Below are 15314 nucleotides of genomic sequence, written 5' to 3'. Positions count from 1 at the left end.
TTTCTCTAGCAAATTGTTCAATTCTCTTGAAAATTGATCGGCCATTAATTGAACGGCTTGGGTTGTATGCTGCTTTGTCAAAAGCAAATCACGCTCAAGTTGTTCGATTCTCTTTTCAAAGTGTTCCGTCTCACGTCTAACGATTTCCTTTACTTGCTCTTCGTTCATCTTCCTTCACCCTTTTCTTCCGATTTTCAAATAGAGTAATAACACAGCGAGTATTATCAGTAGCCACAACCACCAATAGGCTATTAGTCTTTCACCTTCCGTCATATGGATCATGTCAGATATGAATTGTTTCACTGTGGTCATCACCCTTTCATGTAATATTAAAAGGCCCCTCCATTGGAGAGACCTTTTATGTCTACGCTATTCATTTTGCAATAAAATTTTAACTTCCCCATCTGTACTCAAACTTAACTTAGTTAAATCCAGATCAATCTCTAACTCTTTCCAATCTTTTGGAAGTTCGTAAACGAGACTTCCCTTTATTTTCTTTCCAGCAGCCAAGGATCCATCCATCGTTTTCTCATATCCTTTTATAGCATGCGCTGTTATATCTTCGTTAATAGAAAACCCGTCCTGATAAGCCTCAAACATTAACATAGAACTGACCGTATAGTCTTTTTTTGATATGTTTTCTATTGCTAGGTTGACAGCTACAAATTCGCTGCCTTCGCTAGGGGTTATAAACATGTTGTCACTGTCTGGCTTATCAACACTAGAAACTGATATTTTAAAATTCTTAGTTTCAATACCTTCGCCAGCAGCAGTAATAGTTCTGTTCTCTTCCTTTGTGCTTTTATCATCCTGTTCTTTACTGACTTCTTTCTCAGTCTTCACAGGATCACTTTGGGAATGGTCATCCTTTTTTGGTTCCTGCTTATCTTGTTTATTTTGCTCACCTGGCTCGGATGCAGAATCTAATTTCGTAGTAGGTTCAGTCTCTTCATTATTGAGATTTGATCCGATTACGCCAATTGCAAACACAATTATGAGCCAAACCCACCATTTCTTATACCACTTCTTTTTTGCCTTTTCCAACTCAGTTCTCCTCCTAATTACCTATTAATTCTAGTCGATAATACCACTAGAAGGATAAAGTTGGAAAGCAAATAATGGAAAATTATTTAAGGGCTTCTAATGCTTCATTTACTAAACGAAGTTCTTCGGTGTATTTGGCTATGTCGGCATCGTAAATTGAAAGTTGCTTTCTTGTACTTTCAATACCCTGTTGTGTAATTTCTCCCGCATTATCAAAGGATTCCAACTCGTCAAGGCTGGCTTTAATTTTTTCCCGCTCTGATCTAAGCACCTTAAGAGTATCATTCTCTAAACCATTCTTAATTTTTGTGAGAGACTCCTTTGACTGCCCGACATACTTGTTAGCCGTTTCGGCTCCTGTATTTGAAGTCTGATCCTCGTTTGTCTCAGTGATGATATTAATCACCTTCTTTTTATTATCAACATCCAATTTACTGCCGATTGCATCACTAATCGCCCTTACCGGAGCATTAGTCTTTCCGTCAATAACCGCGCCTTTATCAGACAAAGCTTTACCATTAACAATCACTGTATACTCACCGGTTACCTTTTGACCGACTAGGCTTTTTACTTGAGCGGCTAAGGCGCTTCCAGATGTCATTAACATTGCCCCAATAACAACACCGCTCAACAAATATCCCCATTTTTTCAAGTCTATCATCCTCCGTTGGTATATTTACCCTTTATATTACCTTACGGAGTAGACGTTGTATAGGTTCCGCCGCCAGTGTTTGGCAAGTTAGCTGAGTTTCCGTGGTTGTGGTGAGCTGTTGTGACGGTGTGCCTGTGAGTGTTTAATAGGGCTTTAATAGATTCCAATTCACTCCTCAGCCCTTCTATTTGATTAATTGTCAACCCGCTTATGTTCGCAAATGAGAAATTAATATTACCTTGCATTGACAAAGTACCACTCATTGGACGAATCAACATATCACCGTTACCAATTAGCGAGAAGCTACCGCCGGAAGCGTAAAGCATACCCATGTAGGACTCATATTCATTATAGAAGCTAATCCCCGCCATACCTGCTTCATCGATGTAACTTATGCTTACTCTTCGGCGGTTATTGCTATCATATGATCGCCATCCTGCTGTATCAATCTCAATTCTTCTCCCGGAGTCTGCTGTTTTTAGCGTGGATCCCGTAATTGTACCGCCTCTAATGGTAGAAGCAGTAATTGTTCCAGAGAAAGTACCATCAACGCCAACCAATGTACCTGTAAACGTGCCGCCAGCTGCGGATAGATTACCGCTAAACGTTCCCGTTGCAGCCTGAAGCGTACCTGAGAATGTACCATCCACACCCTGTAGCGTTCCGGTAAATGTACCCCCGGCGGCCTTAAGATCACCGCTGAATGTACCCGTAGCAGCATCGAGGTGACCCGTAAACTTAAGCCTATTCGCCTGGGCATCGTAATAGAGACTAGATTGACCATTAACCTGCCAGTCCATTTTGTCACTGTTCAGCGTCAGCTTGCTCTTATGGTCTTCTCGCTCGACCACGATCCCTTCAGTACGACTGTGGGTAATGCCGAAGTACGACTTATCAAACTTCACGTTTTCCTTGTTCAGCTTGTTCACTTGCTGCGTCAGGCTGCCCTCAAGTTTATATTCGCTCTTCTGTTCTGACTGTGACGGCGCTTCAATCTTATGGGTGAGGCCGCCTTTAAAGCTGTAGGACTGACGCAGGATAAAAGACGTGTAACGCTGGATGCCATCCCATGGAATGTCCATGTCCAGCCAGGATACATTCGTATCGATCCAACTGCCGCCTTCCCGTTGCTCAAAGCCAATCACGTCACCCTGGTCAAGATGAGGAAAGCCACGGGAGTTCATCGTTAACGGCAAATAGGTCAAGCCATTCAGAGCAACATACATGGCGTTAACCTGCGCTTGGGTCATAAATGGGTTCTCAAGGTAAAGCGTATGATTCTCGTCCCCGCTGCCCGCCTCGTAGGTCAGCTTCTCCTCCGTGTTATAGGTGACTACGATCCGCGTAAACGTCTTGAGCGGGTTAGTCTGCTTAACTCTAATGTAATCCGCCGTGGTCATCTCAAATGCAGCAGGAGCCCCAGCAGAGAACCGTTTGAAGCGCATGACGCCATCCTTTCCCATAAAGATACTAGCGCTATTAGCTCCTGCGATATAAGCCAGCACCTGCCGGCACGTATACCCCGCTGGCCCCGCTTGGATTTGATAGGATGGGTTGATCACCACGCTGCTATCATACGTAAAACCAAGCCGATTACAAATCTCATCAAATACGGCCTTTTGTGTAGTTGGATAGCTGAGCTGAGAGATATACTCCACATTGGCCGTGATCAACTTATCAAAACAGGCATACGTCCAGACATCGTTAATCTTCTCGCGGGTATCGATATAAAACTCACCCAGCGGCAGCCATTCGGTCGCACCGGCTACCCATGGAATATCCATCGATTCCCACGGATATTCGGCTTCTAACCAGCTCATGCTTTCCAGTGACAATGCTAGATATGGCACAACCTTGGCATTCGGTCTAATCGGATCCGGAAGGCGGAGCTTAAGCGTCAGGTCGGACGGAATGGCCGTCCCTAGTTCAAAGTCATCTCCGCCCGCTAACAAATGATTCAGGCTAAATTCAACGATCTGTGCGCTGGTGTACTCCGTTCCATCAATGACCACCTTAACTATAAACTGCCGGTCATGTCGTTTTAAATAATCCGCATAAATCGGGCTTATTGGATACATAACATCACTTCTCCGTCAGGGTGACCTTAAGGCCATTCCATAATATTTCATTTCCCTTGGCGACGGCGAAAGGTGTAGGGCGGTTACCCACATAAAAAGTCTTGGTCTCATATTTTCCTGTCATCGGATCGGGATAAGTCACCGGGAAAAAGATATCTTCCATAGATCGCAAAATAGATGCTACCTTATCCCACTTTAGCGGTCCCCAGTTCATTTCAATTTGACGCTTAACGGCTATCCTGTCCCGATTTAGTGAGCCATCCGTCGTCCGCACCGAAGACTCCCCGTCATCCAAGTCCAGAATGGTAACCTGAAATGATGATGGGTACTCTGCTATCTCTTGACTGTTTATTTTAATCTCCATATTTACCTCCTACCTATCAAATAAAGCATGGCCTAATTGCTGCTCCGCCTTTCCTATGGCTCGACCCACATATCTACCAAGCTCCAAATCACCGATGGTGCTTCTCCATTCTTTGGCTTCAATATTGCGCAAAATATCTGCAATCATCACCAGAAGCTCAATCATCGGTTGATAGCCAGAGCTGATCATATCTTGTAATTGACTCAATGGACTGATCACTTCTGGATCCGCCGCAGCTCCCTTATTATCTCCGACCATCGCTAGAGTTGGTCCATGGGCAAGGCCGCCTTTAGCCAGCTTCGGTATCATCGGAATGTTGAAACCGATCGAACCCACATCAGGGACGCCCGGAATCTTACCCACCCAGTCCGGTACGTCAATATTGATCTTGTTCAGCTGCTTAATCAGGAAATTTATCGCATCTATGATGATGTTGACCGCACCCTTGAGCACTGCAACAATGCCATCCCAAATCCCAGTAAAGACAGTCTTTATACCATTCCAGGCTCTTGTCCAATCGCCTGTAAAGACGCCAGCAATAAAGTCCATAAGACCGCCGAGGGCTTTGATAATCCCTTTGGTAAAGTCAACGACAATGCCAATTGCATCGATCAGGATGCCCCCTAAGAAGGAAAAGACCTCTGAAAAGGTTGGGCCAAGTGTTTTAACCAACCAGTTAACGATTGGCAAAACAAATTTATTTCCGATATCTTGCGCTGCTGTGATCAGCTTCCCGACAAAGTTACCTACCTCTGTAATGAGCCCTTTCAGGTGTTTATCCCATAACTCTGTTAACTTATCGAGCATATTGGTAATAAAGGGTTTTAAGAATTTGTTCCAAAGATTGTCCCAAAGTTCCTTGATTCCCTCTAAATTCTCCTTGACTCCATCGACGATCTTCTTGCCCCAGTCATCCCACCACTTGAAGATGATGTCCAGAGTGTCCTGAATGATCTTGGAGATAAGCTGCATAACCGGATCGACAACGTCCTGCCAGATGTCGTCAAAGATCTGCTTAACCAAGTCAAACAATGACCAGAGTATATCCTGCGCGCCGCTTACAAACTCTGTTAGACGCGGCAGCCCTTCTGTGACAAACTTGCTTATGATAGGAAAAACGGCATCCCATATGCTCGTGAACACCTGCAAAACGATATCCAACAACCCTGCCAAGATGTGTCCAGCGAGCTGTATTCCAGTTTGCCAAGCGGGGACAACGCCAGTGATAAACCAGTTCTTCAACGGTTCGCCCAGCGTCATAATGTCGCTGAACACCTTCTGGAATTGTTCTTTCCATTGACCTAGTACGGGTTCAATCTCGCCCCACGCCCGCCTGAAGCTAGGCCCAAACGCAGCTACAGTCCACTCCCAACCTTGCTTAATGCCAGACCAAGCCTTATCAAAGGTCGATTTGACGTTGGCCGCGAGCGCGTCCATCTTTGACTGTATGCCTGTGATGTCCATATCAGGCATCTGCATTTCAAAGCCCTTGCCCCCGCTGCCGTCATCTACTCCGGTATCAGCTTTGGAAAAGTCCAGAGTATTGAGATCGTCAAAACTTGCAAGGGCTCCCTTGGCTTCTTTCCCTGCCTTTTTCGCCTTTTTGCCGTAGCCTTCCATCGCCTTCTTGGCTGTCTCGATCCCCTTGGCTGCCTTATAGGACTGCTGATAGGTCTTGCCAAATAGCGCCGATATAAAGGCGGCTATATAGGCTGTGATCTTGGCTAGTGCGCCCATTAAGGCATTGATCGCTGGCAGGATCGCCTCATAGATGGGCTGGAAAGCAACACGAAGATTGGTCTGTATGGCGTTCAGGCTGGCTGCGAATTGCTGGTTTGTCTTGAGTGCTCCACCCATATAATTGTTAAATCCGCGAATTGCCTTGTAGATCAAGGCGAATACAAACACCTGTTTTAATATCCGACCTATGGCTTTCGTGAAGGAGTTACCCATGTGCGTAGAACTACGGGCAGCGGCCCCAAACGAAGAACTAGCCTTAACCGCTGACTTCGCAGCCTGATCTAAATTACCCTTTGCCGCCTTCAGTGGTTTATTCGTCTGGATCATCTTCTGCCCAAGGTTCTGAACTGGCTTCTCAACTTTAGTAGCAGCCTGTCCCGCATTGTTAAGGCTATCTTCCAGATCTCTTATTTTATTTGTGGTCTTATCGCTTGATTGAGTGAGACGGAGCAGCGCGGCCTCTGTATTAACAATTTTCTCTTTGATCTTAAAATCCTGACCTGTGTCCTGAAGGTCGGCCATCTTTCTACCTGTCTCATCCGCCTTTAAGATCAAACCGTCCAGGTCAAGCTGTACTGCTGCAATCTCATCACCGATCATGTCGGCGTGAAAGCCGCTAATAGCTCCTTTTTGCTCAGCCTTCAAGGTAGCGATCTGCGATGTTAACTTTCTGATTTGCTCTTCTAGGCCCGCGCTTTCTTTCTCCAAGGCGTTCATTTGCTGCTGGGCCGCTTCAGTCAATCCTCCCTGGGCAGCTTTTAGCTCTGAGAGTTTCTGCCGTTGAATGTCAATCTTGGCATTCGTATTGTCCAAGACGGCTGTCAATTGACTGATTTGATCCTTCACGGCTCCTTCATCCACACTCTGAGTCGATTTCTTAATCGCGGCTTTCGGGGCCGATACAGTAGGAGCAACTGCAGCGGATGCAGCAGAAGGCAGATCTGAGATAAACGATGGAGCCTTTAGCCCGCCCAACTTAACGCCTACACTATCGATTGCAGCCTCGGCAGCCGTTTTGTTATCCTCGATGGACTTACGCATGGCCTCATCAGCTACGGATATAGTCTTGATTAACCGCCCCTCTACCGCAGTTACCGTACTCTCCATACCGTTAGCAATGCCTTTCATGGCCGACTCTGTCGTCTCTTTGAGAGTAGCCGATATATTGGCCGCAAAGGTCTTCAGGCTGAATCCTTTAAATGTGGACTGTAAGGACTTGGTCAGCTGCTCTCCGATCGTGCCGGCGGCCATGGTGATCTGCTTACTTAAATCGCTACCGCCTACCAACTCTAGGCCAAGACTAACCCTACCGGCTTCAACGTCTGACATCTGTTCACCCCCTCGCCAGACAAATCAAAAAGGCACCCCCTATTGAGGTGCCCCAAATGCTTGCTCTATTATTTTCTGGAATTCCTGCGCGGCCTTGGCCTTCTCTTCCTCCGTCCATTGGACTTGCTTAAGCTCCCGGGAACGCCACTCATTGCGGATGCGGTGCTGTTCCGGAGTAAAGTTTTTAAGCTTCTCCCGATCATTCTCGCTCCGGATCTGCACGATCTGGCCAAGCGGCGTCTCCGGCATGATCCCGGCAAGCAAGGTACAAAACTCATCCCAGGTCATGTCCGGCTCGGCACGAAGCCGAATACCATACTGCATGGCAATGGAGGATTCGATTAGGCCCCAATCCTCGTACAGGTCATACCAGTTGTTAGGCCTGGCTTTTGACTGTGAGAAATCGGGCTTCCACCACCTCGAAATCCTCACCAGTGGCCCCAGCCAGAGCAGCCACGAAGATAATCTGATAGTCGGCAAAAGAAATATCAGATTCGTTGATCTCCTTCACGGCTTCCTTGCCGAGTGCCAGCTCTAGCACTTCATCAATGTACTTCGTCCCCTCGCCGCCTTCGTCCATTTTCGCCTGAATCTGAAAAACCGTATTCTTTCGATTATCGATCGGATATTCTTTCCCTTCGCCCAGTTTAAGTACGGGTCTCTCGTTCGTCAGTTTACCTGTAATATCAATTGTCTTTGCCATTTATAATCATCCTCTCAGCGCTTGTTTTGTAGCCGGCCGTTTGATCGACCGTTGCTTAGGGTTTAACGGTTGCTGGTGTATAGGTTGGCTTGCCGTCAGACTGCAACTCACATTCCAATGCGGATACAGCCGTCGAATCGCCGCCATTCGGAGCTGATACGCTCACGATGCAATCAAACTCCAATTTGGATCCATCCGGGAACTCAATCTCCGCTTTACTGGAGCAATCAAGCCCTGACTTCCACGCTGTGTTCGCCACATAGTCATTGCCGGGATCCCCGACATGCCGCTTGCCGTTAAGAGTGATACTAAAACCTTTCCCCGTGGCAAGCCTACGTACCCAACCCTCAGTCTCCATAGGAGTCCATTCCTCCACGTTGGTATCAATGGCAATCGAGAAGGTTTCCATCTCTTTGATAATCGCCATATCGGCCTCGGCGCTTGAACGTCCCTTAGTACCGATCTTAAAATTAATGTTAAATACGGGGAAAGCCCCGCTCGTTACTGTAGCCATGTTCTCACCTTACCTTTCATGATAAATATGAACCTCAATTACATATTCAAAAACGCCCTCACTGTCAGTTCCGACATTAACCGGCTGCGGCGTGACCATCTTAAACATGACTACACGCTTGCCGCCGATCTCAACGCCAGAAACACCGAAGAAGGTGTCATAAACCTCCTGGGCCTTGCGCTCTGCTGTGTCCGCATTTCGGCCCCAATGGACGAGAATAGAAATAGGCTTGATCACATAGCCGGTAGCTTCCAAGCCGCCTACAGCGATCCTTGGCTGTGCTCCAGTCGTGTCATACAAGCCTATACATTGTTCTTTCTTACCATCTATTTTACCGATGTACCACTGCGGGCAATTGACCTGCGTTTTTAACCATTCACGAATCTCGGACAGCGTCATTGAATCATCCCCTTACTGAGCTGCTTCACAAACTTAGCGAAGGTCTGCTGAACAAACTTCTTCTTTTCGCCTGAATAATAAGGCTCCATCCATTTACCCCGGGCGTGCGGGTTTTTATCGGTCCTGAAGTTGTACTCAGGATGCCAGTACAAGCGCCGGGCATATGGCGTATCGAAGACGATGGACGCTATACCCTGTCTAATCTCCGTTAAGTCTACAAATCCACTTAGCTCCAACTGGTTTCTATCCTTCGGAACGACTTGTGCTGTAACCATATCGGTCAAAACCGCATCTGCCGTCATCTCAATAGCCTGCTTCTGGATCTGCTCTAGGTTCTTGAGGGCTGCCTGATTAAGAGTGACCTTTACATTAACCTTCATTTAGCTCAACTCCAATTCGGTGCTAAAGACAGTTCCGTCCGGATTCCGTGGCCGCTTGGCTCGATAGATGTTCTTCCGCTCCCCGTTGATGACCACATAGCCTTCGATCACCTTACCTGGGTTGATGTCGCCCTCGATGATGATTAGGCCGGAGAGCAGCACCAGACGGCGTTCTGCATCCATGACCTGCCTTGATCGCTCGTCGTAAAAGCATTTGCCATCATGGATCAACTCCTCGACGTCCTCGCCATCCTCTGATAATTCCGTCTGATAGACCTTAACCGGAGTGACCTGGTTCCAGCTTGGAAATGGGAATTTCATCGTCACAGCCTCCGATCTGTCAGCCCTGTAGGTACCAGCAAGTCAAGCACGGCGTCCGTGGTCTGGACTCCACCAGCACCTGTAGCCGCCTTGAATGTCATGCTCGTACTACCGGCACTGTATCCAGATAGCGGCATGGTCAGATAATCACCATATTTGTAAACGAAATCAGCCTGTTGACAAGTCGCTTTGGTCACATTGGTACGCTGAAAAGGCGTGAGGTTATCGAACCCACACGCCACAATGCGATTATAGGTTAATCGGTCGATCTGATCAGAGGCACGGTCCAGAGCCTTCTCCAGTTGGTCAGCAGGTATTACGCCATCGCCGTACTTATCGTAGTCGGCTGCCGTTGCGTAGGCCATACGATCACTTGCCTTTCTTGGTTGGCTTTTCCGGTTCTGAATGCTCCACGGTATAGCCTCTACTTTCAAACCACTCCAACAAATGAGGGTCATCCGTTTCACCTACGCCGTTAATAAACATGACTGTAGCCGATAGGCCGTTGTATTGCTTATTGGGTGCGATTACTTTAGCCATTATCAGGGTCACCTCCATCCTCAGTATCAGGAACTGGATAGCCAGGCTCAAGCGCATCCGGTGTGACTGTCCCCTGACGCTGTGTATCACGCTGTACCTCATATCCGTCCGCTGCCGGCTCTAGTTTGTCCTGTGTATTCGTACCTTGTCGCATTCCGACATAGTAGCCATTAACGAAGCCTTTCGACAAATCGTCTTTATATTTCATAGGGGATCCTCCTTACTGGACTTTAATCTTACGCATAACGCCTGCCGCCTTAGTAGCCTTAAGTGCAACGGCTGCGACCATTTCAGCTTCGCCTTTCTTAACTGCCCCAGCTGTGGAGAAATCAGGCAGCCATGCCTTTACAGGAGGGTGACCGGCCATGCTAACCCCATGGAATCCATCCAAGCCAAGACGAGCAACGTACAGACTGGTTTCACCTGATCCGTTCGTTCCAACAATTGGATCATTCGTTCCTGGCTTTGCTCCCAAGTCGATCAACGGAATTTGACCGTAGTACTCCACTTGGTTGCCAAATTCGTTCAGCTTTGTCATATACATTCCGGATCGACGAGCAACGGCACGAATCTTAGCGATCAGCTTGAGGTTACCCATGATGGCAGACGGTGTACCATCCAAGCCCATCAAAAATTCATCCAATACGTCTAAAAACTCCTTGAAATTAGTGTCAAGCGCCGCCGATGTGGACAAGTCAATTGCCTTACTAGGATTGAGCTCTGTTGCAGAACCCGCCAAAGCCTTATCCAATCCATCAAATGATTTTGCTACGACTGCACTATCCCCATTAATAACGGTGTCGTTAAACAAGGCTTGAGCTGCCTTGATCTTCTGCGACATTTGCAACTGAACCTCATCCGCAATACCGCCCATACCTGCAATAATACGATCAAGTTCAAATGCACCGCCGAAGACTTTCAAGTCCACATTATACCGCTGTTTGGTGACCTCTTGCGGTGTGTACTCTTCGTTGACCGCACGGAATTGGGCTGTCGGCTGTGTAATCAAGCGGGTATAACCATAGGTCAATGTAGCGCCGCCACCTGTAGGGGAAACTGCATCATCAAACGTCAAGTTCTCCAACAAAAAGTTGTTTTTGCGAAATTCATCGATCACGCCCAACGTTAAGGCGTCCTGGACGTTTTTCTTTGCTTCAGATAATGTTACTGCCATGAATAATCACTCCTAAAATTATTTTTGAAAATGTGCTGCTATTGCATCCTTAAGGGAAGCTGTTGCGGCTGGTGGGTTCGGATTGCCGCCGCCACCTACCTTGAATCCTGCTTGCTGTTGTTGCTGCTGTCCATCCTCCGACTTAAACAAAAAAGCCTTAGACTCTTGCAGCGTCTTAAGCTGCTCGTCCAGGCCTACCACCTTACCGTCATTGATAACCAACTTATCCTTGTCAAACAGACCAGTTACTAGATCCTCGTCATGCACTTTGCCAGATAGGGCCGACTTGATCGCGTTCGACAGTTGCAGTTCTTTCATCTCGGTGGCATGCTTCTCTGCAGCTTCCTTGTTCTCGGTCTGTAGAGCCTGAATCTGTTGCTTCAATTCTTCGCTTAAGCCTGCTGTCTTGCCCAGCTCCTCAATTTGTTTGTCTCGCTCTGTGACGTCCTTTTCGGCCTTCTTCTTGGCTTCGGTAACCTCGTTGTACTGAGTCTTAGATACAAAGTGCTTTGGCAGCTCTTTGACTACCTCGGCGTCAATCTTGTCTACCTCTGTATCTTCTACCCCTAATTTCTTGAGCAATTCTTTTAACCAATCCATTACTATCAACCTCCATAGATTTTTATAGCTGCTCTCCAGCTACGGGAGTCAGCCGTTATACTCCGACTGTGAGTACGCCCAGTTTTAAGCCTTATGACAGGGCATGAAAAAAGCACCCTCGCAAATGCGTGAGTGCCTTAGTCAATAACTTCTATGCTTTTAATCTCATCTTCATTAAATCCTATAGTAAATCCGGCATCGAGCCTTGTCTGAAGGTCGATGCTTGCAATCTCAGGATCATTATCCAAAGCGGGTGTAACACAAACGCATTTACCTATGGTTATTTCCCCATCTGTATCAATCAACTTAACCCTTTTACCTAAATACTGACTGAGATTCATCTAGCCCTCACCTCTCTTAGTTGGTACGATATGAACACCTTTTTTACCGTAGTGAATCTTAAATAACTTGGTTTCAAACTCTTCACCCGTGAACTGATCAATAGCCTTACCAACAATAGTATCGGAATCAATAAGCTCCTGATTCTTCCACTCACCCTTTTTCGTCATGTTGATAGCTCCAGTTCCTGCGTACCTGTTAACCAGTTCCTGCGCTTCATCTGCGGATATGGTCAAATAGCTCTTACCCTCAATGTAATTATTATGTCCTTTGATATGCTTGCCCTGATGTCCCATGTGCAAATGCTTCGGCTGCTGATCAGATTTAATAAACTTCCTTACTTCCTCAATCTTGTCATTAACCTCAGCATTTTTCAATAGTTGCTTACGTTCGGACGCCGGAACCTCGCCGTCAATACGTTCACGCCTACGATCACGCCGGAGTTGTGGATTCTCAGCCAAATGAACACCCAATCTATTCTGCCACTCAATCACCTTAGCGCCGTACTTGATCTGGTTCGCTTCGTCCAGACTACCAACTTCCAGCCGCTTGTACTTCCGGATCGTATTCTCCATGTAGCGCTGCTTCTGCTCCGCTTCATAGATTGCCTCTGCCTCTTCTTGATCTGCTGGCTTCGGGAGCTGAGTGATGCCAGGAAAATACGTAGCCAAGGTATGCCGACAAGCTGGATGGAATGCCCCCTCAGCCATTGCTACAGATAGCAATTGATAGTCTGTCTCCTTGGAAAGCTGTTCGGCCTGCTCCTTTGATATGGACGTATACACGTCATCAATCATCACAGTGCCTTGAAACGGCAGACACCAAGGAGAGCAATTATTATGGCTACTCATTACTACGGTATAGATGCCCCATTCGTCCCGCTTTTTACCTTCACCTAAAAATGTTGCCTTTTGCGATGCGGTACGAAGCGCCATTTCAGCGTAATACGATATCGGAACCCGGCGCCCATCACTATAGACAATGACGTCCAGGCCTCGCTCAAGAAAATCCTTGGTCGCCTTATCGATCGCCTGATCCAACGTGAGCACACCGGCAGCCATATGAGCCTCAGCCTTAAATATGACCTGCCGATAGATGTCATCCATCTTACGCAAAACAGCATCACTGCCCTTTTGAAGATCGTCCTTAATACTATCCTCAAGGGCCTTCAGCTTCTTCTCGTTCTTCCCGAAAAAGTCCGCTTCTGGCGGTGCTTTAGGAAGTTTGCTGTGTGGTTTAGGCGGTTCCGGAAATGGCCTGTCCATATCCGGAATTGGTCTGGATGGATCTGCTGGCGTGGGCTTCGGAGGCTGTTTCGGCTTAAAATCCTTTGGGAACTCAATCTCTCCGGACGCTTTCACTGCCTTCTCTACCACGATCTCCACATTGTCCTCGCCAAATTTGAAGCTCTGCTGCAAGACTTCCTCCACTATCTGGTCAGCTGCCATACTCGTCTCCTGGATGATCTCCTTGTTCTTCTTACGAAACCATTTCAGATTACGAAGCTTAGCAAGCTGCCATTGGTCAAACCGAAATCCCACCCGCTCTTCTTCACGTTCATGCCGTGATAGGTTACGCTTCAGACTGGCAATAAGGCTCATGGTCATTTCCTCGAAAATCTCACGTAGGCTATACGGATCCTTAGCCATTAGCCATCACCACCAGGAGGATCATCATGCTCCCTTACTTCAGGTTCATCCATATCGGTCAAGCCTTGGTCTGCTCTCAGCCTGGCTACTTCCTCGGCCTTCTGCTCTTCAGTCCATGTATCACCATATAACTGTTCGACAGACGTTTCAATAGACATTATTCCGTAGGTTCTGGCCTTACCGACCGTCTCAACCACGGAATCAAACGAAGGTGAAGCATACTCCCCGAATGATACGCTGGCCTCATATTCGCCAACAGTTCGCTCCTTAATGTTGTCGTACACTTTCATGACGATGCTCACCAATTGAGGGATAATCTCGTTCAACCGCTCGATGATCTTGCCCCTGGTATACAGCGTGGCCTTCTCTTTTTCCCGCTGTGCTTCGGCATTGTCTGTCTTTTTGAGGTCAATGCCCAGCGTAGCCGGGGAGATAATACCTTGCAAACACATGTCCAAGGTAGACGCATAGGACGACACGAACGCCTCATACAGTATCTGTGGCTGGACCATATCGATCTGTCCCTTGGCTTCCTCAGCCATGACTGCTCCGATTTTGATAAATTGATTATCAAATGGATTCGGACTCATCGGTTTTCCTGTATTCAGGTCTTTTGGTAGCAGATCTAGCGGTATATACTTCTGCACCCTGCCGCTCCGGATCGCATCGATCCACTGACTGATTACCTCGTCCAACGCGTCAAAGCTATCCGCTTTACTGTCAAACAGTGATTTACCGCGCCCCGGCCACTTCTTACTCCTGAAGAACATGAGCGGCAAAGCCATGATAAAATCACCGTCGAATGTGATCTCTGGCTGAAGCTCTGCCGTGTCAGGGATGGTCTCCAACGGTACCTCTTTTCCTTGATCGTTAAGCAATCGACTGTGAACATAGTTAAAGCCGTAGCTCTCTTCAAGACGGTAATCCTTGTCCTTGAATCGATAGTCAGTATAGAAGATAACCTCTTGCAGCCGTCCGCGTTCCCGCTTGTATTCGACCTGATCACCAGAGTAAAACTCAATGATCGGATATTCCGTCACCTTTGTATCCACGGTAATCTTAAAGGCTCCATCACCTGAGACAAGCGCCTCCGTGATGCTATCACCTAGAAGCTCATCAAAGTCGTTATCCTCTGCGATATCGTTCCAGGTATCCGTCTGCTCTTCAGTCTTTAACTCGATGCCGTCCAAGTCAGCAATCACAATATCAGACAGGCGCTCAACGATCATAGCCGGCAGGCCCGAATGAATTTTCCTGATGGATAGATCCTCTGACGGAACCGCAGCCCAGAAGCGCGACTTGCTCACGCTGTCATTTGCTGTTTGCTTATAAAACTGATCCAGCTCGGACGGATCGCCGCGATACCATAGCTGGTTGCGCAATACGCTTGTCTGATAACTAAACGGCTCACGGATGATTATCGTTTTGTTATCCTGTGCCGGCTGGATCCGCATTATCTTCATGACCATGTTCTTAAACCACCCCATT

The 15314-nt window shown here is 47.3% G+C and carries 19 protein-coding genes; all 19 read right to left on the bottom strand.

Features of this window, described 5'->3' with window-relative positions:
• Positions 1-369: 369 nt before the first annotated feature.
• Positions 370-1044 (bottom strand): DUF4352 domain-containing protein, encoded by a 675-nt coding sequence (locus DMN77_RS20800; protein ID WP_179016218.1) that lies wholly within the window; start codon positions 1042-1044, stop codon positions 370-372.
• An 82-nt stretch (positions 1045-1126) separates the two neighbouring features.
• Positions 1127-1705, bottom strand: coding sequence for a copper amine oxidase N-terminal domain-containing protein (locus tag DMN77_RS20795; protein WP_256872507.1), 579 nt, complete (start codon positions 1703-1705; stop codon positions 1127-1129).
• A 32-nt stretch (positions 1706-1737) separates the two neighbouring features.
• Entirely contained in the window at positions 1738-3774 is a 2037-nt protein-coding gene (locus tag DMN77_RS20790; RefSeq protein WP_179016216.1) for a hypothetical protein, read from the bottom strand.
• A gap of 4 nt (positions 3775-3778) precedes the next feature.
• Positions 3779-4138: a DUF6711 family protein gene (locus DMN77_RS20785; RefSeq protein WP_179016215.1), complete on the bottom strand. Its 360-nt coding sequence runs from the start codon at positions 4136-4138 to the stop codon at positions 3779-3781.
• 9 nt (positions 4139-4147) lie between these two features.
• Positions 4148-7207 (bottom strand): hypothetical protein, encoded by a 3060-nt coding sequence (locus tag DMN77_RS20780; RefSeq protein WP_179016214.1) that lies wholly within the window; start codon positions 7205-7207, stop codon positions 4148-4150.
• A gap of 39 nt (positions 7208-7246) precedes the next feature.
• On the bottom strand, positions 7247-7639 hold the full coding sequence (locus DMN77_RS20775) for a Gp15 family bacteriophage protein (RefSeq protein WP_372776330.1): 393 nt from the start codon (positions 7637-7639) through the stop codon (positions 7247-7249).
• Positions 7584-7910, bottom strand: a complete 327-nt coding sequence (locus DMN77_RS20770; RefSeq protein WP_179016213.1) for a hypothetical protein — start codon at positions 7908-7910, stop codon at positions 7584-7586. Before DMN77_RS20770 ends, DMN77_RS20775 begins: the two co-directional genes overlap by 56 nt.
• Positions 7911-7965: 55 nt before the next feature.
• Positions 7966-8424 carry a phage tail tube protein gene (locus tag DMN77_RS20765; RefSeq protein WP_179016212.1) on the bottom strand — a complete coding sequence of 153 codons (459 nt, stop codon included), beginning with the start codon at positions 8422-8424 and terminating at the stop codon, positions 7966-7968.
• 9 nt (positions 8425-8433) lie between these two features.
• The gene (locus tag DMN77_RS20760; protein WP_179016211.1) at positions 8434-8823 is read right to left on the bottom strand and encodes a minor capsid protein; all 390 of its coding nucleotides are present in this window, start codon (positions 8821-8823) and stop codon (positions 8434-8436) included.
• Positions 8820-9203, bottom strand: a complete 384-nt coding sequence (locus DMN77_RS20755; protein ID WP_179016210.1) for a hypothetical protein — start codon at positions 9201-9203, stop codon at positions 8820-8822. The genes DMN77_RS20760 and DMN77_RS20755 overlap by 4 nt, the downstream gene beginning before the upstream one ends.
• Entirely contained in the window at positions 9204-9524 is a 321-nt protein-coding gene (locus DMN77_RS20750) for a hypothetical protein (RefSeq protein ID WP_179016209.1), read from the bottom strand.
• Between the two features lie 2 nt (positions 9525-9526).
• Entirely contained in the window at positions 9527-9889 is a 363-nt protein-coding gene (locus DMN77_RS20745) for a head-tail connector protein (RefSeq protein ID WP_179016208.1), read from the bottom strand.
• 4 nt (positions 9890-9893) lie between these two features.
• On the bottom strand, positions 9894-10064 hold the full coding sequence (locus DMN77_RS20740; protein WP_179016207.1) for a hypothetical protein: 171 nt from the start codon (positions 10062-10064) through the stop codon (positions 9894-9896).
• Positions 10057-10272: a hypothetical protein gene (locus DMN77_RS20735; RefSeq protein ID WP_179016206.1), complete on the bottom strand. Its 216-nt coding sequence runs from the start codon at positions 10270-10272 to the stop codon at positions 10057-10059. The genes DMN77_RS20740 and DMN77_RS20735 overlap by 8 nt, the downstream gene beginning before the upstream one ends.
• Before the next feature lie 12 nt (positions 10273-10284).
• Positions 10285-11238 (bottom strand): major capsid protein, encoded by a 954-nt coding sequence (locus tag DMN77_RS20730; protein ID WP_179016205.1) that lies wholly within the window; start codon positions 11236-11238, stop codon positions 10285-10287.
• An 18-nt stretch (positions 11239-11256) separates the two neighbouring features.
• On the bottom strand, positions 11257-11838 hold the full coding sequence (locus DMN77_RS20725; protein WP_179016204.1) for a phage scaffolding protein: 582 nt from the start codon (positions 11836-11838) through the stop codon (positions 11257-11259).
• A 137-nt stretch (positions 11839-11975) separates the two neighbouring features.
• Positions 11976-12179: a hypothetical protein gene (locus DMN77_RS20720; RefSeq protein ID WP_068779656.1), complete on the bottom strand. Its 204-nt coding sequence runs from the start codon at positions 12177-12179 to the stop codon at positions 11976-11978.
• Positions 12180-13826: a phage minor capsid protein gene (locus DMN77_RS20715; RefSeq protein ID WP_179016203.1), complete on the bottom strand. Its 1647-nt coding sequence runs from the start codon at positions 13824-13826 to the stop codon at positions 12180-12182. It lies immediately after the preceding gene.
• Positions 13826-15313 carry a capsid protein gene (locus tag DMN77_RS20710; RefSeq protein WP_179016202.1) on the bottom strand — a complete coding sequence of 496 codons (1488 nt, stop codon included), beginning with the start codon at positions 15311-15313 and terminating at the stop codon, positions 13826-13828. Before DMN77_RS20710 ends, DMN77_RS20715 begins: the two co-directional genes overlap by 1 nt.
• Position 15314 lies beyond the last annotated feature (1 nt).

This window comes from Paenibacillus sp. 79R4, assembly GCF_013393165.1.
GTDB lineage: Bacteria > Bacillota > Bacilli > Paenibacillales > Paenibacillaceae > Fontibacillus.
Note: the sequence above shows the minus strand (reverse complement) of the source record. Positions and strands in the feature narration are given on the sequence as shown.